This is a genomic window from Mesonia sp. K4-1 (assembly GCF_008017825.1).
GTDB lineage: Bacteria > Bacteroidota > Bacteroidia > Flavobacteriales > Flavobacteriaceae > Mesonia.
This window is the reverse complement of the sequence record NZ_VRLS01000012.1, coordinates 117,584-139,307: the sequence shown is the minus strand read 5'-3', so window position 1 is coordinate 139,307 and position 21,724 is coordinate 117,584. Positions and strand designations below refer to the sequence as shown.

The 21,724-nt window shown below is 31.7% G+C and carries 19 protein-coding genes; 17 read left to right on the top strand and 2 right to left on the bottom strand.

Annotated elements, in window-relative coordinates; genetic code table 11:
* Positions 1 to 17: 17 nt before the first annotated feature.
* Positions 18 to 992, top strand: a complete 975-nt coding sequence (locus FT986_RS01685; protein ID WP_147863924.1) for a DUF4837 family protein — start codon at positions 18 to 20, stop codon at positions 990 to 992.
* Positions 993 to 1,062: 70 nt separating this feature from the next.
* On the opposite strand, the gene FT986_RS01680 is transcribed toward FT986_RS01685, so the two are convergent.
* Entirely contained in the window at positions 1,063 to 1,278 is a 216-nt protein-coding gene (locus FT986_RS01680; RefSeq protein ID WP_147863923.1) for a twin-arginine translocase TatA/TatE family subunit, read from the bottom strand.
* 246 nt (positions 1,279 to 1,524) lie between these two features.
* Here FT986_RS01680 and FT986_RS01675 point away from each other — a divergent pair, with 246 nt between their 5' ends.
* From FT986_RS01675 to FT986_RS01600, 16 genes are all read left to right on the top strand, one after another.
* Positions 1,525 to 2,394 carry a M23 family metallopeptidase gene (locus FT986_RS01675; RefSeq protein ID WP_147863537.1) on the top strand — a complete coding sequence of 290 codons (870 nt, stop codon included), beginning with the start codon at positions 1,525 to 1,527 and terminating at the stop codon, positions 2,392 to 2,394.
* A gap of 6 nt (positions 2,395 to 2,400) precedes the next feature.
* A complete protein-coding gene (locus tag FT986_RS01670; RefSeq protein WP_147863536.1) occupies positions 2,401 to 3,891 on the top strand; it encodes a GH3 auxin-responsive promoter family protein in 1,491 nt (496 codons plus the stop codon).
* A gap of 11 nt (positions 3,892 to 3,902) precedes the next feature.
* A complete protein-coding gene (locus FT986_RS01665) occupies positions 3,903 to 5,579 on the top strand; it encodes a hypothetical protein (RefSeq protein WP_147863535.1) in 1,677 nt (558 codons plus the stop codon).
* Positions 5,579 to 6,538, top strand: a complete 960-nt coding sequence (locus FT986_RS01660) for a hypothetical protein (RefSeq protein WP_147863534.1) — start codon at positions 5,579 to 5,581, stop codon at positions 6,536 to 6,538. Before FT986_RS01665 ends, FT986_RS01660 begins: the two co-directional genes overlap by 1 nt.
* Before the next feature lie 2 nt (positions 6,539 to 6,540).
* Positions 6,541 to 7,554 carry a dTDP-glucose 4,6-dehydratase gene (gene rfbB / locus FT986_RS01655; protein ID WP_147863533.1) on the top strand — a complete coding sequence of 338 codons (1,014 nt, stop codon included), beginning with the start codon at positions 6,541 to 6,543 and terminating at the stop codon, positions 7,552 to 7,554.
* Positions 7,551 to 8,399: a glucose-1-phosphate thymidylyltransferase RfbA gene (rfbA, locus tag FT986_RS01650; RefSeq protein ID WP_147863532.1), complete on the top strand. Its 849-nt coding sequence runs from the start codon at positions 7,551 to 7,553 to the stop codon at positions 8,397 to 8,399. The genes rfbB and rfbA overlap by 4 nt, the downstream gene beginning before the upstream one ends.
* Positions 8,400 to 8,945, top strand: coding sequence for a dTDP-4-dehydrorhamnose 3,5-epimerase (gene rfbC, locus FT986_RS01645; protein WP_147863531.1), 546 nt, complete (start codon positions 8,400 to 8,402; stop codon positions 8,943 to 8,945). It abuts the gene before it with no gap.
* Positions 8,942 to 9,793 carry a dTDP-4-dehydrorhamnose reductase gene (gene rfbD, locus FT986_RS01640; RefSeq protein ID WP_147863530.1) on the top strand — a complete coding sequence of 284 codons (852 nt, stop codon included), beginning with the start codon at positions 8,942 to 8,944 and terminating at the stop codon, positions 9,791 to 9,793. The genes rfbC and rfbD overlap by 4 nt, the downstream gene beginning before the upstream one ends.
* A gap of 3 nt (positions 9,794 to 9,796) precedes the next feature.
* Complete coding sequence (locus FT986_RS01635) at positions 9,797 to 10,237, top strand: DUF2061 domain-containing protein (RefSeq protein WP_147863529.1); 441 nt, start codon at positions 9,797 to 9,799, stop codon at positions 10,235 to 10,237.
* A complete protein-coding gene (cysC, locus tag FT986_RS01630) occupies positions 10,230 to 10,820 on the top strand; it encodes an adenylyl-sulfate kinase (protein WP_147863528.1) in 591 nt (196 codons plus the stop codon). The genes FT986_RS01635 and cysC overlap by 8 nt, the downstream gene beginning before the upstream one ends.
* Before the next feature lie 6 nt (positions 10,821 to 10,826).
* Complete coding sequence (gene cysD / locus FT986_RS01625; RefSeq protein ID WP_147863527.1) at positions 10,827 to 11,732, top strand: sulfate adenylyltransferase subunit CysD; 906 nt, start codon at positions 10,827 to 10,829, stop codon at positions 11,730 to 11,732.
* A 63-nt stretch (positions 11,733 to 11,795) separates the two neighbouring features.
* Entirely contained in the window at positions 11,796 to 13,052 is a 1,257-nt protein-coding gene (locus tag FT986_RS01620; RefSeq protein WP_147863526.1) for a sulfate adenylyltransferase subunit 1, read from the top strand.
* Positions 13,053 to 13,054: 2 nt separating this feature from the next.
* Positions 13,055 to 13,813 carry a 3'(2'),5'-bisphosphate nucleotidase CysQ gene (cysQ, locus tag FT986_RS01615; RefSeq protein ID WP_147863525.1) on the top strand — a complete coding sequence of 253 codons (759 nt, stop codon included), beginning with the start codon at positions 13,055 to 13,057 and terminating at the stop codon, positions 13,811 to 13,813.
* Positions 13,814 to 13,862: 49 nt separating this feature from the next.
* A complete protein-coding gene (locus tag FT986_RS01610) occupies positions 13,863 to 17,264 on the top strand; it encodes a T9SS type A sorting domain-containing protein (protein WP_147863524.1) in 3,402 nt (1,133 codons plus the stop codon).
* Positions 17,265 to 17,391: 127 nt separating this feature from the next.
* Positions 17,392 to 18,690 (top strand): flippase, encoded by a 1,299-nt coding sequence (locus FT986_RS01605; RefSeq protein ID WP_147863523.1) that lies wholly within the window; start codon positions 17,392 to 17,394, stop codon positions 18,688 to 18,690.
* Positions 18,691 to 18,699: 9 nt separating this feature from the next.
* Complete coding sequence (locus FT986_RS01600) at positions 18,700 to 20,427, top strand: asparagine synthase-related protein (RefSeq protein WP_147863522.1); 1,728 nt, start codon at positions 18,700 to 18,702, stop codon at positions 20,425 to 20,427.
* Here FT986_RS01600 and FT986_RS01595 read toward each other — a convergent pair.
* On the bottom strand, positions 20,405 to 21,646 hold the full coding sequence (locus FT986_RS01595) for an O-antigen ligase family protein (RefSeq protein ID WP_147863521.1): 1,242 nt from the start codon (positions 21,644 to 21,646) through the stop codon (positions 20,405 to 20,407). The genes FT986_RS01600 and FT986_RS01595 overlap by 23 nt on opposite strands.
* Positions 21,647 to 21,724 lie beyond the last annotated feature (78 nt).

Here is a 21,724-nt window from a genome sequence, read left to right as displayed (position 1 = left end):
ATCATAAGCTAACCATGATGAAAAACTTTTTTTACCTTTTCCTTATCGGAATTTTATTTACTTCTTGTGATGACGAAGTGAACAAGAAGCAAAATTTAAGTAATTCTAGCGGGAGACTCAACAACCTTTCTATAATTGTAGATAACAACCTTTGGGAAGGGGAAATTGGAGAAGTTCTAAGAGAAAACTTGGCATCCCCTGTAGATGGCTTACCGCAGCAAGAGCCTTTGTTTTCTATGAATCAAATTCCGCCAAAGGCATTTTCGGGCTTTGTACAGAATAATAGAACGTTCTTAAAAGTAGGTCAATCTAACGCTCCACAATTTGAAGTAGTTAAAGATACTTTTGCTAAACCGCAGACAGGTATTTTTGTTTCTGGACCTTCTAAAGAGGCGATCATAGAGACCTTAAATGCTCATAATGATGAAATCATTAAAAGTTTTAAGGATACTGAAATTAAAGAACAGCAGCGAAGGATTTCAAAATCGCTAAAAGCAGATAAATTATTAGAAGAAAATTTAGGAGTAAGCTTAAAGTTTCCTACAGCTTATCGCTATGCCAAAACAGATAAAGACTTCTTTTGGATAAGAAAAGACATTCCTAATGGGAGTATGGAAATTTTGGTTTACGAAGTCCCTTTTCGTGTCATAGATAAAGATACAAACGTGATCGGGAATATCATAAAAATGAGAGACTCTATAGGAAAAGAGCGTGTTCCTGGACCTACAGAAGGCTCTTTTTTAATTACAGAAGAAGCTTATGCTCCATATTTATTTACCTCTAAAATAGACGGTAAGTTTGCATACGAGACGAGAGGTACATGGGAAGTGAAAAATGCATTTATGGCAGGTCCTTTTATCAACTATGCCGTAAAAGATGAGAAAAACAACCGTTATGTAATCTTAGAAGGATTTGTATTTAGGCCTTCTGCAACTAAGCGAGATAATATTTTTGAGCTAGAAGCTATTTTAAAATCAGCTAAACTCAAATAAAGAATAACTTTACGGAATAAAAAAAGCAGGATTTTTAAATCCTGCTTTTTTGTTTTTATAATAAAATAAATTATTTTTTATCTTCTACGTGTTTGCTCGTATCAGGCTTTACATTACCTTCTTCCTCTTCATCTTTAGAAGCATCTTTAAACTCTTTGATACCACTACCAAGTCCTCTCATTAATTCTGGAATCTTCTTTCCTCCAAAAATCAATAAAATTACGATTACAATTAGAATAATTTGAGGAGCCCCAATCATTCCTAAAAATATACTTAATGACATAATTTCTAATTTTAAACTAAACAAATTTAGTAATTAATATTTAATCCTTACGTTAACAAGAGCATAAATCCTCACAATATATTATCTTATATTTGTAACTCGTTACACGTTTTATTTCATATAATATACGAAATACTATACGGAGCGGTTTTTCTAGATTCAAACTTCATTTATAAGAAAGAGTGAAATTTAATAGAATTTATAAATTTTTTAAAATGCACAACAGGTATTTATAACTAATTTTAGTGTATGACCAAAAAAAGAAAGGATAAAAAAAAATTTGCAAAAAAATTATTGCATAAATACCGTTTGGTAATCCTCAATGAAGACACTTTTGAAGAACGTTTTTCATATCGGCTTACCCAACTTAATGTGTTTGTCACCATTGGGATTTCTGCGATTGTATTAATTGTATTAACGACATTATTAATTGCTTTTACTCCTTTAAGAGAATACATTCCAGGATATTCTTCACCTAAGCTTAAAGAAACCGCTACGCAGTTGGTTTATAAAACAGATTATTTACAGCAGGTGATACATAAACAAAATCAATATTTTACTTCTATAAAACGAGTTTTAAACGGAGAGATAAGTCCGTTAGACTTTAAAGAAGATACTTTAGATACGAGTACTTCTATTAGCTCAGACTCTGTTAATTTTCAACCTTCGGTTACCGATTCTATATTGCGAAAAGAAGTCGAGCAAGAGGACAAATATAATGTAGTAGACGAAGCCGTTGCTAAGACAGCAGTAAAGCTTTTTCCTCCGTTAAACGGAAAAATTTCTGAAGGTTATAATGCTAAAGAAAAACACTATGCCGTAGATATTATTGCTAAAGAAAATTCTCCAGTTAAATCTACCGCAGATGGAACAGTAATCTTTGCCGAATGGACTGCAGATACTGGCTATGTAATGATTATAGAGCATAGTTACGGATTAATTTCTGTATATAAACACAATTCTTCTTTAACTAAAGAGCAAGGGGAATTGGTAAAAGCAGGCGAAGTAATTGCGATGTCGGGATCTACAGGAGATTTCTCAACAGGACCGCATTTACATTTTGAATTATGGAGTGACGGTTATCCTGTGAACCCCGCCGATTTTTTAGAGTTTCAATAAACGCCTATGTCAGTAAAAACTTTTGGAGCTAAACTATTTGCTAATGTGATTAAATCCCAAATTAATAAATGGGCTAATAATCCTGTAGAGACGCAACAGAAAGTCTTTAAGCAATTAGTCAATACAGCTAAAGAAACAAAATTTGGAAAAGATCATCAGTTTAATAAAATTAGTAATCATAAAGATTTTATAGACCAAGTTCCTATTAGGGATTATGAAGCTTTAAAACCTTATGTAGATGAAGTGGTAAAGGGAGAAGAAAATATACTTTGGCCAGGAAAACCCCTTTATTTTGCTAAAACCTCGGGGACTACAAGTGGTGCTAAATACATTCCGCTTACCAAAGCATCTATGCCTACCCATATTTCGGGGGCTAGAAATGCCATACTTAATTACATTGCAGAAACGGGAAAAGCAAATTTCGTTTCAGGAAAAATGATTTTTTTGCAAGGGAGTCCAGAGATGGGAGAAAAGAACGGAATTAAACTGGGAAGACTATCGGGTATTGTAGCTCATTATGTTCCTAGTTACCTTCAAAAAAACAGGTTACCTAGTTGGGAAACCAATTGCATTGAAGACTGGGAAACCAAAGTAGATGCAATTGTAGAAGAAACATTACCTGAAAACATGAGTGTTTTTAGCGGAATCCCTTCTTGGTTACAAATGTATTTTGAACGTTTAGTAGAAAAAACGGGAAAAAAAGTAGGCGAGATTTTCCCAGACTTTGATTTACTCATTTATGGAGGAGTAAATTTTGAACCTTACCGTACTAAGTTTGATTCCCTTATCGGAAGAAAAATTGACAGTATAGAACTTTTTCCTGCCTCTGAAGGGTTTTTTGCTTACCAAGACAAACAAAACCAATCAGGGATGTTACTTAGGCTTGATGCGGGTATTTTCTATGAATTCATTAAAACTGAGGAATTTTTTGAAGAGAACCCAATAAGATTAACGATTGGAGAAGTAGAAAAAGACGTTAATTATGTGATGATTATTTCTACCAATGCAGGACTTTGGGCGTATAATTTGGGAGATACAGTAATGTTTACTTCGGTTAAACCTTATCGAGTAATCGTATCGGGAAGAATAAAACACTTTACTTCGGCTTTTGGAGAACATGTTATTGCAAAAGAAGTGGAGTATGCTATGAAAAAAGCGGTAAAAGAGCATGGAATAGAAATTAGCGAATTTACGGTCGCTCCACAAACCAATCCGCCAGAAGGCTTACCTTATCACGAATGGTTGATAGAGTTTGAAGGAGAACCTAAAAATTTAGATATATTTGCCCAAAGTTTAGATAAATACTTACAAGAACAAAATAGTTATTATTTAGATTTAATATCGGGGAAAATTTTAAAACCCCTGGTAATCACTTCCGTAAAGAAAAATGGATTTCAAGAATATATGAAGTCTATTGGGAAATTGGGAGGTCAAAACAAGATTCCGAGATTATCTAATGATAGAAAAATTGCCGATGCTTTACATCAACAACAATAAAATATAAGCGTGTGAACAAATTTAAAACACAAGGACGAAATAGAGCGCAAGAAAGCTCTAATGCTATTGAGCGTTTGTATATTACAATGCGCCACTTGTTTAATCGTGGTTTTTATAAACCTATGGGAGTATCGGGAGAAACTCTACGAGAAGCGCTGCTTACCTTAAGACCTGAAATTTATGGGTCTGTAGGAGAAGATAAATTAGAATTAAATGGTTTATTATATGTGATAGACCGTTTACCTATAGGAATAGAAGAATGTAGATTCATTAATCTAACCAGTGATGAAGGTTATGCAAATTCACATTTTAAACCTATAGTTCCGCCTAAGCGTAGAAGAAATTGCTACCGCATAGACGAGGAACAAATGAATATAGAAATTACCAGAGGAAGGTCTGAGATCTATGATATTTTAACTCATCTTACCTTCTTATTTATTGAATCGCATAAGATTATGCGAAGAGTAATGATTGATGAAGAGGGAAACGTTACACGAGACTGGAAAAAATTAGAAATTGCAGTTCAACAAAAATCTTTAACAGAAGCAGAAAGAGAAATTGCTTTAACACATACTGCCAATATTTTAGGAAGAACTTTTAATGAAGTAAGGTTAGTACATCCTTTATTTAGTCAGCCTAAAAATGAAGAAAGATTTTTACATATTATTTATCATTTAGGTAAGCTTGCCATCGATGAGGTTATTCATAATAATAAGAGAATTGTTACTTTTAGTCCTGTGCTTAGAGAGCGTTTAGGGCATCATATTCATGGAGAAATTTGGGCAGATCATATTAAGAAAACACTTGTTGAAAAAGGTTTACTCAATAGAAAGTTACATATCATTAGTGCGAATATGCATAGTGTAATGAATACGCTTTATGCACCTTTGGCTTTGCAAACTGAATTAAAGAAAAAATCTACACAGGAGGTTTATGAAGCATTAAGTAACTCTGCAAATGGTAAATTAAGAACTAAAGTGATGAAAGTTGCTTTAGAAAAGGGAATGACCTTCTTAGAAGATCATAGCGGTACCAATATTGATGTTCAAATTTTTGATACTGGTAAAATTAATCATCACGAAGATCGCTTTAAAGCGGAAGGAGAAGAGGCACCAGTTATTATTGTGATGGATTATGCTTTTGGAGAGCAAGCCTATGAAACAATGGATGAATTGCTTAAACCTTACGCTATTGAAGATGAAGAATTTCATCTCCATGTAGATTCTATATCTATTATGGGAAAAGCAGGGATTTTAGAAGGTGGTAAAAGCGATATAATGATACCTAATGCTCATTTATTTGAAGGCACAGCAGATAATTATCCTTTTATTAATGAATTGAGTAAAGAAGATTTAGAAGGTAACGGCATAGATGTTTTTGACGGAGCTATGGTTACTGTATTAGGAACATCTTTGCAAAATAAAGATATATTACGATTTTTCCACGATTCTACTTGGAATGTTATTGGTTTAGAGATGGAAGGAGCGCATTATCAAAAAGCCATTCAAGCAGCGGCAAAATTACGAAGTAATATTCAGTCAGATGTCAAAGTAAGATATGCTTATTACGCAAGTGATAATCCCTTAGAGACGGGAAGCACGTTAGCTTCTGGAGGTTTAGGAACCTCAGGAGTAAAACCAACATATTTGATTACAGAAAAAATACTAGAACAAATTTTTAAATCATAATGAGCAAGACAAATCATAAAGAGGAAATAGATCTTTTGGATCTTTTACAAATTATAAAAAACGGATTTAGATCTATAGGAAACTCATTTCTTAGAATGATTAATTTCTTTTTAAGCTATGGTATCATTTTAACTGTAATAATAATTGTAGGGTTAATTTTAGGATATTTCTGGAATAAAAATACGGTAAACTATTTGCAAACTGATACTATTGTTTCTACTGATTTTGAAGGAGCAGCATATCTTTACAAAAAGGTGGAAGAGCTAAATTTTAAATTATCTGTTGCAGATGAGGGAATCATAAAAGAGTTTCAACAAGAGGGATTATCTAAAATCAGTTTAAAAGTAAAACCCGTTTATTTTTTTAGAGAAATATCTAACGAGGAAGAGGCTTATATGGAATATTTGGAAGAATCAAAATCTCTTGAAGATAATGAAAGAGAAGAGTTTCTAAAGAACTCTGTTAAAACTCACAAATTGACTCTTCAACACCCTAGTGATTATGATTCTAAAGTTTTACTTGAAAAGGTTTTAAAATACCTTAGAAGTAATGAATACTTTACTGAATTATATAAAGATCAAACGGCCTATGTAACTTCTCAAATTTCTCTTAACCAAGAGTTTATAAAATCTCTTAATCATTTAATAGAAAACTATAGTCAAAATAAATCAGACGGAACTTCTGGCATTGTTGTTAATGGTGCAAACTTTGATTTTAACGGACTTATTTCAAGAAGATCAGAACTTCAGAAAGAAACAAGTGACCTTATTCAGCAAAGAATAAAAAATCAAGAATTTTTAAAAGTATTAGATGAAGGTTCACCAAAAAAATTAGATGAAAAACCGTTAATGAGCAAAAATAAAATGATATTGACGCCTATTTTTTTAATCATTTTATTTTTTATCATCTTATTGTTAAAAAACATTATTATTAAAGCTAGAAACCTCGAAAGAGAGTAAATATGAAAACTATTTTGATTACGGGTGGTGCAGGTTTTATAGGCTCCAACTACATTAACTATCTTTTAAATTCGCAAAACGAGATAAAGGTTATTAATCTGGATAAGCTAACCTATGCAGGAGATTTAAATAATATAGAACAACCAGAACATCAAAATTATAAATTTGTAGAAGGAGATATTTGTAACTTAGAATTAATCAAAGAACTCTTTGATCAATATCAATTTGAGGAGGTGGTGCATTTTGCAGCCGAATCTCACGTAGATAATTCTATTTCAAATCCGTCTGTATTTATTGAAACTAACGTAAACGGAACTTTTAATGTACTCCAAACTGCCTATAAACTATGGATGAAAGAACCTTTTCAGATAAATGAAAAGTTTTCTAACGCCCGTTTTCTGCACGTTTCTACAGATGAAGTTTATGGCACTCTAGGTGAGACAGGTTTATTTACAGAAGAAACTCCTTATGCTCCTAACAGTCCTTATAGTGCTTCAAAAGCAGCATCAGATATGTTAGTAAGAAGTTATTTTCATACCTATGGCATGCCTGTAATAACCACCAATTGTTCTAATAATTACGGTCCGCATCAACACGATGAAAAGTTAATTCCCACTATTATCCGTAAAGCAATTCAAGAAGAAAATATTCCCATTTATGGCGAAGGCACCAACATTAGAGACTGGTTATATGTGCTTGATCATTGTAAAGGAATAAAGTTAGCCTTAACGGAAGGAAAATTAGGTGAAACCTATAACATAGGTGGTAAAAATGAACGTCAAAACTTATATATAGCTCAAGCTATTTGTGAAATCTTAGACGATATTTATCCAAGAAAAAATAGCGACTCTTATAAAAATTTAATCGCTTTTGTAAAAGATAGACCAGGGCACGATTTTAGATATGCTATAGATGCCTCGAAAATAGAAAGTCAATTAAATTGGAAAGCAGAAGAAAATTTTGAGTCAGGAATTAAGAAAACCATCCAATGGTATCTAAATAAATATACCCAATGAAAGGAATTATTTTAGCAGGAGGTTCAGGAACAAGGTTACATCCACTTACTTTAGCGGTAAGTAAGCAATTACTTCCAGTATATGATAAGCCTATGATTTATTATCCGTTGTCAACATTAATGTTAGCTGGGATAAAAGAAATATTAATCATAAGCACGCCTCACGATTTACCTTTATTTGAAAATTTATTAGGAACAGGAGAGCAACTAGGCTGCCGCTTTGAATATAAAGAACAAGCTCAACCTAATGGTCTTGCAGAAGCTTTTATTATTGGAGAAGATTTTATTGGAGACGATAAAGTAGCTCTTATTTTAGGAGATAATATCTTTTATGGTTCTGGATTAGAAAAACTACTTCAAGAGAATAATAATCCCGATGGAGGTGTAGTGTATGCATACCACGTTCACGATCCCGAACGTTACGGTGTGGTAGAATTTAATAATGAAGGAAAGGCAATTTCTATTGAAGAAAAACCCCAAAATCCAAAATCAAAATATGCTGTTCCCGGAATTTATTTTTACGACAATGAAGTCATAGAAATAGCCAAAAATATTAAACCAAGTCAACGCGGTGAATTAGAGATTACCGATGTTAATAATGCGTATTTAGATAAAGGAAAACTTCAAGTAGGTATTCTAGATAAAGGTACAGCTTGGTTAGATACAGGTACTTTTAAATCACTTATGCAAGCTTCAAATTTTGTAGAAGCTATTGAAGAGCGACAAGGTTTAAAAGTAGGATCTATAGAAGAAGCAGCCTATACTATGGGTTATATTTCTAAACAGCAATATCAAAAATTATTGAAACCACTTATTAAAAGTGGATACAGTAAAAATTTACAATAAATGACAGTAGAAAAAACACCATTAGAAGGATGCTTACTTATAAAACCTCAAGTTTTTAAAGATGATAGAGGAAGTTTTTTTGAAAGTTATAACCATAAATTATTTCAAGAAAAGACGGGTTTAAATGTCAATTTCATTCAAGATAACCAATCTATTTCTCAGCGTGGCGCTTTACGCGGAATTCATTTGCAAACGGGAGAAAATGCACAGGCAAAATTAGTAAGAGTAGTTCAAGGCGAAGTACTAGATGTAGCGGTAGATCTTAGAAAAGGCTCATCTACTTTTGGGAAAACCTACAGCATAATTCTAAATGAAGAAAATAACTTTCAGCTTTTTATTCCTAAAGGTTTTGGACACGGCTTTATAACACTTTCTAAAACAGCTATTTTCGCCTATAAATGCGATAATTACTATCATAAAACTTCAGAAGCAGGAGTTATTTACAACGATCCTATGCTAAATATTGACTGGCAATTACCTAAAGAAGAATTTATTTTATCTCCAAAAGATCAAGAACATCCTACTTTAGAAGAATTTAAATCATGAATATTCTTGTTACAGGAGCAGCAGGACAATTAGGCCAATGTCTGCAAATTGCGGCAAAAGCTTATCCTAATTATCATTTTAGCTTTAAAAATTCAACCGATTTAGATATCGCTTCCGCGGAAGCAATTGAGAGTATTTTTTCTCAACAAAAGTATGACTTTTGCATTAATGCAGCAGCTTACACCAATGTAGAAAAAGCAGAATCTGAACCGGAAAGAGCATTTCTTATCAATGCAGAAGCTGTAAAAAACTTGGCTAAAACCTGCAAAAAACACGAAACAAAGCTTATTCATGTGTCAACAGATTATGTATTTGATGGAGAAAAAGAAGAGTCTTACTCAGAAGAAGATAAAGTCAACCCAATTAATGTTTATGGAGCATCAAAATTAAAAGGAGAACAATATATTCAAGAAGCCTTAGATACATTTTTTATCATTCGTACTTCTTGGTTGTATTCACAATTTGGACATAATTTTTTTAAAACGATTCTTCAAAAAACTCAAGAAGGAGCTACATTAAATATTACAACCGAACAAAAAGGAAACCCTACCAATGCAAACGATTTAGCAGCTCTCATTTTAAAAATAATTGAAATAAAATCTGAAGCTTATGGCATATACCATTTTAGCAATTTAGAAGATGCTACGTGGTATGATTTTGCTAAATCTATTGTGAGCTTGCAACCCCATACTAAAGCGGTTTTACATGCCTCAAACTCATATAAAACTAAAGCGAAAAGACCTTTGAATAGTTGCCTAGATAAGAAAAAAGTTATTAGTATTTTTGGAGTTTCTATTTTGTCTTGGCGCAATAGTTTAGAAAACTTATATCAAACCTATATTAAATAGTAAGTGGCACAAAAAATTTCCCATAAACGACATATAGCCAAGGCAATTACGTGGCGTTGTGTGGGAACTATAGATACTATAATTCTTTCTTGGGTAATGACAGGCAATCCGTTTACGGGTTTAAAGATTGGTTTTTCAGAAACGATCACCAAGATGTTATTGTATTATGCCCACGAACGAGTTTGGATACGGGTTAATTTAGATAAAAATAAAGAGCTTAAAGAAAGTAGACTTCGTCATATCATAAAAACCATTACGTGGCGATTAATAGGCACGATCGATACTATTTTATTAAGCTGGTTGATCTCTGGAGATATAATTACAGGCCTTAAAATAGGAGGAGCCGAGTTGGCCACTAAACCTATTTTATATTATCTGCATGAGCGTGTTTGGTATAGAAGTAATTATGGAATTAAAAAAGAAATAAAGCCTACTTATGAATAAAAATGTTATTCATCAAGATTATAGCATTACTCAAAAAGATAGAACCTCAAGAAATAAACACCAAGCAAAGCTTTTGTGGTTTACAGGACTATCGGGTTCAGGGAAATCTACCTTAGCCAATGAAGTAGAAAAACAATTGTTTGCACAAGGGATGCAAACTTATGTATTAGATGGCGATAATATAAGGCGAGGAATTAATACCGATTTATCGTTTACGCCAGAGGATCGTAAAGAAAACTTGCGAAGAATAGCAGAGGTCTCAAAGTTGTTTATCGATGCAGGAGTTGTTACCTTAGCCGCTTTTATTTCTCCTATGCGAGAAGATCGAGAAATGATCCAGCAAATTGTTGGAGAAGAGAACTTTATAGAGATTTATGTACACGCAGAAATTGAAGATTGTGAACACAGAGATGTAAAAGGGCTCTACCAAAAAGCAAGACAAGGAGAAATAAAGAATTTTACAGGAATTAGCGCTCCCTATGAAGCTCCTACAAACCCTGAAATAAAAGTGAATACCAGCAATCAAACGATAGAAGAATCGTTAGCTATCATTATCAATAAAGTTACCCAAAAACTAAGCTAGTCAGTTATGAGCAAGTATTATTTAAACTATCTAGATGAATTAGAATCTGAAGCTATCTATATTTTGAGAGAAGTATGGGCGCAGTTTCAAAACCCAGTCATCTTATTTTCTGGAGGAAAAGATTCTATTTTGGTAACGCACTTGGCAAAGAAAGCCTTTTACCCATCAAAAATTCCGTTTGCATTAATGCACGTAGATACGGGACATAATTTTCCAGAAACGATCGAATTCCGCGATAAGCTTATTAAAGAGTTAGATGCGCGACTTATTGTAGGTTCTGTACAAGAATCTATCGACACGGGAAGAGTAGCCGAAGAAAAAGGAAAAAACGCCACTAGAAACGCTTTACAAATTACTACTTTACTAGATGCGATTGAGCGCAATAAAGTAGATTGTGCTATTGGAGGAGGAAGACGAGATGAAGAAAAGGCAAGAGCGAAAGAACGTTTCTTTTCTCATAGAGATGACTTTGGACAATGGGACCCTAAAAATCAACGCCCAGAACTTTGGAATATCCTTAACGGAAAATATTTTGAAGGGGAACATTTTAGAGCTTTTCCGATAAGTAATTGGACAGAGATGGATGTGTGGAACTATATTCAGCGAGAAAACATAGAAATTCCCTCATTATACTTAGCCCACGAGAGGGAAGTAGTAAGACGTCAGGATTCTTGGATACCCAACTCAGATTTTTTAAAGTTGGAAGAGAATGAAGAAATAGTGACCAAGAAGATACGTTTTAGAACCTTAGGAGATATTACCATAACTGGAGGTATAGAAAGTGATGCCGATACGATCGAAAAGGTAGCTTTAGAAGTCTCAGCGATGCGTCAAACTGAACGAGGAAACCGTTCGGATGACAAACGTTCAGAAACGGCAATGGAAGACAGAAAAAGAGAAGGGTATTTTTAAATTTAGCCCACAGCACAAAGCCAACAGCTAACAGCCTAAAGCCTAAAACCCAAAGCATTTAAAATGGAAATAGATAAAAACCAACTTTTACGATTTACCACAGCAGGAAGTGTAGATGATGGAAAGAGCACATTAATAGGAAGACTTCTATATGATTCAAAATCTATTTTTGAAGACCAATTGGAAGCAGTAGAGAATACCAGTAGAAAAAAAGGACAAAAAGGAGTAGATCTAGCCTTGTTTACCGACGGGTTAAAAGATGAGCGCGAGCAGGGAATCACCATCGATGTAGCTTATCGCTATTTTACTACACCCAAACGTAAATTTATCATTGCCGATACGCCAGGACATATTCAATATACGCGTAATATGGTGACAGGAGCTTCTACGGCCAATGCTGCTATTATCTTGATTGATGCCCGCCACGGAGTGATAGAACAAACCAAACGTCACACATTTATAGCCTCTTTATTACAAATTCCACATATCATTGTTTGTATCAATAAGATGGATTTGGTAGAACATAAGCAAGAGACTTATGAAAATATTATTGCTCAATTTGAAGAGTTCTCTTCCAAATTAATGATTAAAGACGTTCGTTTTATTCCTATAAGTGCCTTGTATGGAGATAATGTGGTGAACCGATCAAAGCATATGGACTGGTATCAAGGCGCCCCGCTTTTATACGAGTTAGAAACTCTTCATATTAGTAGTGATATTAATAAAATAGATACCCGTTTTCCGGTGCAAACCGTATTGAGACCTCAACGAGAAGGTTTTATAGATTATAGAGGATACGCAGGAAGGTTGGCTAGTGGAATTTTAAGAAAAGGAGATGAGGTCTCGGTTCTTCCCTCAGGATTTACCTCCAGAGTAAAAAGCATTAATGCGGGAGACAAAGAGATCGAAGAAGCATTTGCGCCTATGAGTATTGCAGTAACTCTAGAAGATGATATTGACATTAGTAGAGGAGATATGTTGGTGAAGAAAAACAATCAGCCAGAACCCTCCCAAGATATAGAAGCGATGATTTGCTGGTTAAATAATGATGCCGCAAAACCAAGAGCTAAATACACGTTAATGCATACTTCTAACGAACAAAAAGCGTTAATAAAAGAAGTGGTGTATAAAATAGATATCAATACTTACGATAGAAATAATGAAGATAAGGATCTAAAGATGAATGATATTGGTCGGGTAAAGATACGTACCACCAAACCTTTAATGAAAGATGATTACCGCGAAAACAGAATTACAGGAAGTATTATATTAATAGATGAAAGCACCAACGAAACAGTGGCTGCAGGAATGATAATTTAACTATGGAGATAAAAAAATATATACCGCTTATTATTGATGCGGCTAGAGATGCAGGAATCAAAATTTTAGAAGTTTATAATTCTGAAGATTTTGGTGTAGAAGAAAAAGGAGATCATAGTCCGTTAACCAAAGCAGATCAATTAGCGCATGAAACTATTGTTGAAAAATTAAAGGAAACAGAATTACCGATCCTTTCTGAAGAAGGTGCAAAAATCCCTTATAAAGAAAGAAAAGAATGGGAATATTTTTGGATGGTAGATCCGCTTGACGGAACTAAAGAATTTATCAAAAAAAATGGAGAGTTTACGGTTAATATAGCTCTAATTCATAATCAAAAGCCAATTTTAGGCGTAGTTTATGCACCAGTTCTTGATAAGCTTTATTTTGGAGGAGAGGGAATAGGAGCTTTTAAGTCTGAAAACATGGATCCCCAAGTGGAGCTTAAAATTATAGAAAATGAAAATGGAGCTAAAAGAATCGTAGCTTCTAGATCGCATTTAAACGAAGAGACAAAGAAGTATATTGAACAGTACAAAGATGCAGAAACGGTATCTATGGGAAGTTCTCTAAAGTTTATGCTCATTGCAGATAGCGAGGCCGATATTTATCCTCGTTTCGCTCCAACTATGGAATGGGATACAGCGGCTGCAAATGCGGTGTTAAGAGGCTTAAACATAGAGGTGATAAATATGGAAGATAATAAGCCTTTACGTTATAATAAAGAGAATTTATTAAATCCACATTTTCTTGTAAAAAAATAATATATTTATTAACCAACAACCAACAACCAACAACCAACAACCAACAACTATGAAACAAAAACTACAAATTTTTGGATTACTCTTTATTTATTTTTCAATAAACTCTTGGTCTCAAACTAATGTTAGAGGTCAAATGAATGTAAATAACACACAAATTTTCTACTCCCATTTTGCACATCAGGATGATAATTTGATACCAACAAGTGCAAAAGAGTATTTTAAACCCTATTTAGCTTACTATAAAAATAGTACCTATAGTGAGCCGTTAATGGATTCTTTTCTATTTCTTGATTTAGGCTTTTTTAATACAATAGGTTATGATGAAGAGTTATGGGACATCTATTTAAACAATTTTTTTATAAAAACCAAATTACCAATTATTCGAAACTCTGGCTCTAATAATTATGCAGTAATACCTGAAACTATAGGCTCTGGTCTTTCATATGGTTTTTTTAATGTAAACTCTGCACAAAATATAACTATTGAATTCGATGCTAAAGCTTTGCTGAAACCTGGTCATACTACATTATCCCAACCAGACTTAGTGGTTGGTATAGAGTTTTTTGATACTAATGGAGATGAAATAAGAGGAGGAAATAATTTTAGCACTTATAATGATGCTTATACTCAAAATATATTTATAGATGTCTATAATAATAATTTTCAATCAAAAGCGGGCACTTTCTCAATACCAGCTAATGCTAATTCTTATAAAATTCATATTATCAACTGGAAACTTGGAACGGTCGATAGGGATTACCCTGCAAAAATAGCAATAGATAATGTAAAACTATACGAAGATAACAGCACTACAAACTTAATTGATATTACTGAGTCAAATTTTGATTATTTAGGTAATGACACTCAATGGGAACTTAACTTAATGTTTGGTCATGGTTCTTACCTACCTTTTAACACTAGAAACCCTTTAATCGAAGAATTAAACAGTGCTAATTTAGAACTTTCCAATTCAATAAATTTACCAAATACCAAGATTATATTACAACTTCCCGTCTTAGATTATAAAGATTATCCTTCATCTAGTGCTAGAAACCAGTTAAAGATAGATTTAGAAAATTATTTAGATAAAATAGAGACTATGTCTCAAAATTGGAATAGTAACAATAATTCTAAAGTTGATATAGAAGGGATATACTATCTGAAGGAATCGGTATCAAATAATTATTATGATAGTTCAAGTACGGGACCATTAGATGTTAACTTTTCAGTAGAAATTTTTTCTCATTTAAAGCCGATAATAGAGAATAAAGGATGGCATTTATATGGTTCTCCTTACCAACTGTTTAGTTTTAACCCACCGATAACATCTTTCGCAGATGAAATAACAAAAATTTTTGATGTTACCTGGCAACAACCGTCTGCTTTCTCTAATGGTTCTGTCTTTGGAGGAGTAGATAGAGATCTACTAAAAAATGCCAATAGAATTATGAGTACCCAAAATTTAAATGTAAATATAGAAAATGAAGTATTGGCAGAAGATGAAATTTACGGTAGAGTAAATGATTATTTTGACTACGGAGATAAGTTTGGATATATAAATTATGGTAAAGTTTATTATGATACTTCTGGGGCCCATTATAAAAATGCAAATTCTAGTGTGCCCGAGGAAAGGGTAGATTACAATAATTTATACAAATTTATTAAAAAGTCTAAAGCAGGGGTACTTATCAATAATAGGTTTGAAATAAAAAATGAGGAATTGAGTAATAAACTTCACCATTGGAATGGTAATTACGAAATTTATAAAAATAAAACGTCAAACGCTCATTTTCGAGATTTAAACTTCACTGCAGATTTTAATAACAATACTGTTTATTCTAAAATAATACCAGTTAAAGAAACAAACACGTATAAACTAAGCTATAAGGTAAAAGAATTAATAAGTGATGGTCAATCTTATAGTTCTCTTATAGGAGTAAAATTTTATGATATTAATGGAAATCCATTAACAAATTTAAATACAAATACTAGTAATTTAATATATAGCTCTGCGTTAAATAGTTATTTTAAATATACAGATACAAATCTTTCATTTCAAGATGATTTAATTCATTTTGTGCCTCCTTCAAATGCTGTTTCTTTCCAGTTTTTCTTGAGAAAATGGCGTTCTGCTAATATAGAATGGAAATCTATAAGATTAATTAAAAATAATGACATCGAAAATTCAAATTTGATCTATAGAGCCTACGGAGAAGATAGTTTAAGTGTTGAAAAAGAAAACTTTGCAGGTAAAAATTCTCTAAAATTATCTAAAGACCAATATGCGGTAACTTTAGATACTATTACCATCATACCCAACCAAGATTACACACTAAAATTAAAAGCGAGAGAAAAGCTTCCAATTCTTGATAATAGAAATACTAAAGCTCTTGTAGCGATTGAGACATTTGATTCTAACGGGAATAAATTAACAAATTCTATATCTATTAATGGCTTTCTATATTCATCTAGTCTTCAAATGCATTTTAGCTATATTCCTACTCATCAAGAATGGAGTACCACATTAAAAACCTTTCAGTTTCCTGGAAATGTAAATAGCATTAGAATTTATTTGAGAAATTGGATTTATAATAATACAGTTTATATAGATAATCTAAGTTTGGATTTAGATCAAAATGTTGACATCGTAAGAAATTTAAATGATGAAAACATATTTATTAGAACAAATTGGAGTGAAAAGTTACCATTAGAAATAGAGAATGGAGAGTCTTTATACTATAATGATTTTATTGATGTTAGCAACATTGATAAATTAAATTTTAGCGCTTTAATTAGAGGGAGTGGAGAATCTCCTAATGGAGATTTACTTGCTCTAGAGTTTTACGATTCTAACTATAATCTTTTATCTGTAGAGGATATAAATACACAAGAAACTAACTTAAGTTTTTCCTCTTACTATAAACATTGGTGGATGGATTATATAGATATTCCATACCAAACTCGAGAGGAAAACCAAATAGAGTACGATAATGCCGTAGATAAGGATCTCGTTCCAAAGTGGTACAGAGACCAATGGGATATATATGAAAGAAACCTAGAAATTCCTTCAGCTGTTTCTTATGTAAAATTTTATTTTCAAAAAATAAATGGAGATAGAGAGTTTAAAGTACTAAATCCACAGTTAAAAATAGTAAATACTCCAGGTACGATATTTTCGAAACCTAATAATAATTTAGCTTTAACAACGTTTAAGAATAATTCAATAATAATATATCCTAACCCATCAGATACATATATTCAAGTAAGTCACTTAAAATTTCAATTTAGTAAATATGCTAAATTTGAAATTTATGATGTTACTGGAAAACTTGTAAGAAAAGGTAATTTGAAAAATAATCTTATTAATACTTCTAGTTTAGAAGTTGGTTTGTACTTATTAAATATTCAGGATAAAGATAAAGTTTTTAATACAAAATTCTTAAAGAAGTAAATATTCAAATGAATTTTTAAAGTAAATATGTTTATCAATAATTCGAAGAGAAGCTTCTCATATAAGAAGCTTCTCTTTAGTTTTACTTACATTTGCTCAACAAAGAATGTATTAATTATAGCTTATTTTGAGAGATAAAATTTCAAAAATTTTAAGAAAATCTGACCAAGATCAAAAGGAAATTATCAAAAAGGGTATTTTCTTTATGGGGTTTAGAGCTACAGGAATTTTAGGGGGTTATCTCTTTACACTATACATCACCAATAATTACGGAGCTTCGTTAAACGGATTGGTAGTTTTAAGTTTTTCAATTTTTATGTTTGCTACCATAATAGGTAGATTAGGTATAGATGTTAACCTTATAAAATTTTATTCTACTGAAAAAAACTGGGAAGAAAATCCTGGTTTATTTTATAGGGTTCTTTTAAAGTCATTTTTGTTCAGTTCCTTTTTAGTCGCTATTCTATACTTCTCAAGAGATTTTGTAATTATCAATCTTTTTGAAAAGCCTCGATTAAAACCCTATTATTTTTGGGCAATTCTCTCCATTCCAGGCTGGGTGATCACTATGTTATGTGCTGGAGCTTTGAGGGCAAAAGGCTACAACAATTGGTTTGCATTTTTTATTAATACAGGAAGATTTTCGCTAGCATTTATATTTGTTTGTATATTAGGTTGGATTGAAATGAACCCTATAAATGTGATGATAGCACATTTGTATGGAATTTACGTACTTACACTTATCGCTTTAATTGTAACTGTAAAGAAGTTTAAGAGAGTTTCCTTTAAGTCAGAAATCAATACCTGGGCATTTTTAAAAGAATCTTTCCCAATGATGTTGTCTTCCACTATTATGATCTTTTTAGGGTGGATGGATACTTTTATTTTAGGAATTTATGAAACCGATGAAAGCATAGGTGTTTATAATGTAGCTTTAAAACTCGCATTAGTAACAAGCTTTTCAATAGAAGCTATTAATTCTAGTTTAGCTCCTAAAATTGCTAACCTTTATTTAAATGACCTTAGAGAAAAATTTCTAAATTTGGTTAAATTTTCAACTCGATTAAATTTCATTTTAACGCTTTTAATTGTTGCTGTGTTAGTTATTTTTAATCAGTGGTTTTTAGGCATATTTGGTGAAGAATTTAAAGCGGGTAGTGTAGCGTTAATCATTTTATGCTCTATACATCTAATCAATAGTTCTGTAGGCTCTGTAGGGATCATAATGCAAATGACAGGCAAACAAAAACAATATCAATACATTGCAATTATATCTCTATGTATCAACTTATTGCTTAATTTTATTTTAATTCCTAGGTATGGAATTAATGGAGCTGCAATTGCTACAGCAGTGAGTTTATCGGTATGGAATGTATCTGGATGTGTTTACTTAAAGAGGAAGGAAAATATTAAAACCTATTTATAATACTATTGAATGGCAGGGATTTACGGTGTTTTATTAAAAAAAAATCAGCAAAAAAAAATATATAACAATTTTTACAACAGTAAATTTGAAAACTCTATTCAGGAAGAAATTGTTAGTAATGATTTTTGTTTTGGAAGATCTGTATTAGATAAATTTAAAGATGATCGTTTTCTATTTGAAGATGATAACTATATCATTTGTTTTGAAGGAATCAATTATTCTACGATTAATACTCCACAGAAGATAATTAAAGCTTATTTAGAGAAGGGAAGCGATTTTATCTCGTTATTAAAAGGAACTTTTGCCGGATTTATTTTTTCAAAAAAAGAAGAAAAATTAATCATGTTCAATGATCCTTTATCTACAAAGAGCCTATTTTATTTTTACGATAAAGAATTAGGTTTTGCTTTCTCTTCTGAAATGCACGTATTATCTAAATTGCTTCGTGAGAACCACATTTCAATTAGTTACGATTATGATGGAATATATTCTTTAGCTCTTTACGGACAAATGTTCAATGACTTTACCTTAGTCAAAGAGATAAAAAAATTAAATTATGGTTCCACTTTAACTTTCAATATTTCAGAAAATTCAATAAAAACCCAACAATATTATAAAATATCAAAAAAAGAAACTCCTCAATCTTTAAATGATGTAATAGAATCTATAGAGAAGTTTATGGTAAATGCCATTGAAGAAGAATGGCAAAAAGATAGAAGTAATAATTACCAACAACATTTAAGTTTATTGAGTGGAGGAATGGACTCTAGGATCAATGCTATGATTGCTCAAGAACTTGGGTTTAATAAAATCAATACATATACCTACGGGAATCCCAACTCCAGCGACGTTAAATACGCCAATCATATCGCCGAGAAAAACTTTTATTCTCATTTACAATTTAATATTCATAAAGGAGATTTTTTAGTTGAAAACGTACTAGATAATTACGTAAAAGCTACCGATGGTTTAACCCACTTTACCGCGAACGCAATTATTTACAATGCGTTGAGTAAAATAGAAAGGCGTAATTTTGGGTTGATTCATTCAGGACAGATAGGAGATGTTTTATTCGGCTCCTTTTTAAAACCTAATTATGATTTTAAAACAAATAAAGCTTCTATCGGATTAACGGGTTTTGTGAAAAACAAGACGATGCTTGAGAAAATGGACTTTTTAGATGATCTAACGACCTATTATGACCAATCTGACTACGAAGTATATACCTTTGAGCAACGACAGGTACACGGCACTTTAATGGGGGATAAGGTCTTTAATAACTTTATAGATCAAGCTTCACCATTCTACAATACTCAGTTATTAGACTATTGCTCCAGTATTCCCAACAAATTTAAATTTAATCAAAAGATTTATTTTGACTGGTTAAAAGTAAAGCATCCTAAAACACTTGATTATAAGTGGGAAAAAATAGGATTAAAGCCTAATTCAGATTTTAATATTAATTACGGTAGGTTAATTAAGAAATATGTGAATGGAGGAAAAAAATATTTTGGGCTTAATTACGATAGTATGAACCCTATTACCAATTGGTTTAAAACTAACCCTAATCTTCTAAAACAATTTAACCTCATCTTTGAAGAAAATATTGTAAATATTGATAATAAAGAGCTTAAAGCGGATTTAAAAGAGATTTATAATGATGATATTTTTGAATATCGTAACAAGTTTGCTGTAATTACAGTTATTCTTGCGATTAGGCTTCATTTTTATAGTTAGGGTTAATAATATAAAATAAACTAAATAGAAGGCCTATATAAATACCTGCCATCCCTGAACTGAAAACATGTCCAGCGGTAGATGAAATGGCTATAAGCATTATAAGCATCATCAATACAAAATTTGCATAAGGATATTTATTTATATTTTTTGAAAACATAATAGCTTGCAGCCATATAAATAATAGAGCCATAATAAATATAGATAACCCTATAAAAGAGTAGGTAAAAAATATATCTACAATGTCAATTTCTACCAACCTATCGTCATTTAACTGTTCATAAGTTGTTTGTCCTACGCCAATAATTTTTTCTAAAAAATTATAATCTTGAGTGTATACCTTAAAGGAATCCTTTAAAAAAACATTTCTATTGGATAATATAAAAGTTAGAAAATCAAATTTATCATAGAAGTAAGAAATCCTATTGTAAAGATTTGATCTTTTTACGAATGCCCAGCCAAAATAAATAATCGCTGGAAGAGAAAGCATAGAAATTATAGAAACATTAGATAGAGCTTTGAGGTTTATTTTTTTTACGGTAGGTCTTTTTATTGGAATTAAAATATGTATCAATAGAATTCCGAAAACACTCGTTTTTGAGGCAATACTCAACGCGACAAAAATGTTAAATAATGCAATTACCACGTAGAAAATCCTATTCCGGCTCCATAGATTAAAAGAAATAATACTACTCAAAATTAGTAATAAAGCAGAGATTTCATTTCCAGCATAAAAAAAACCTTTACTTCCTATATCACCAAACTCATACATGGGATAGCCTAAGCCTACATGTTTTAATAAAATATTGACAACTAGAACGAAATAAGAAAAATGAATCATCTTAAATACTAAGCTTCCAGAATTATTTTTAAAGTAGTTTTGAAAGAAGAAAAAACCGTAAAAAGGTATAATGTATCTATTTATTTTAATCAAATCATCAACTAAAAAAACTACATTAAAACTTTTTAAAATCTGAAAAAAAGAGGGAATCAGTAAAACAATAATAAGAAAAAATAATAGAAAAAGTTGTTTAGGATAGCGTATCAGACTAAAAAAGATAAGTAGAACAATAACCAGTTTTAAAGCTTGGCTTACACTAATAGGTAAAATTATTCCATTTGTTAAAAAAACCCCATTTACCATATCTACTGGCAATAGGAGAAACATCATACAGATTATGAGCTTATCTAGAGGAAGTTTAAGAATAGAGTTTTTCATTAAAATTCAATGAGATGGTAAAAGTAATATTCTAAAGATTATTAAAATTGTGTAATCAAAAATAATCTTTAATTAATA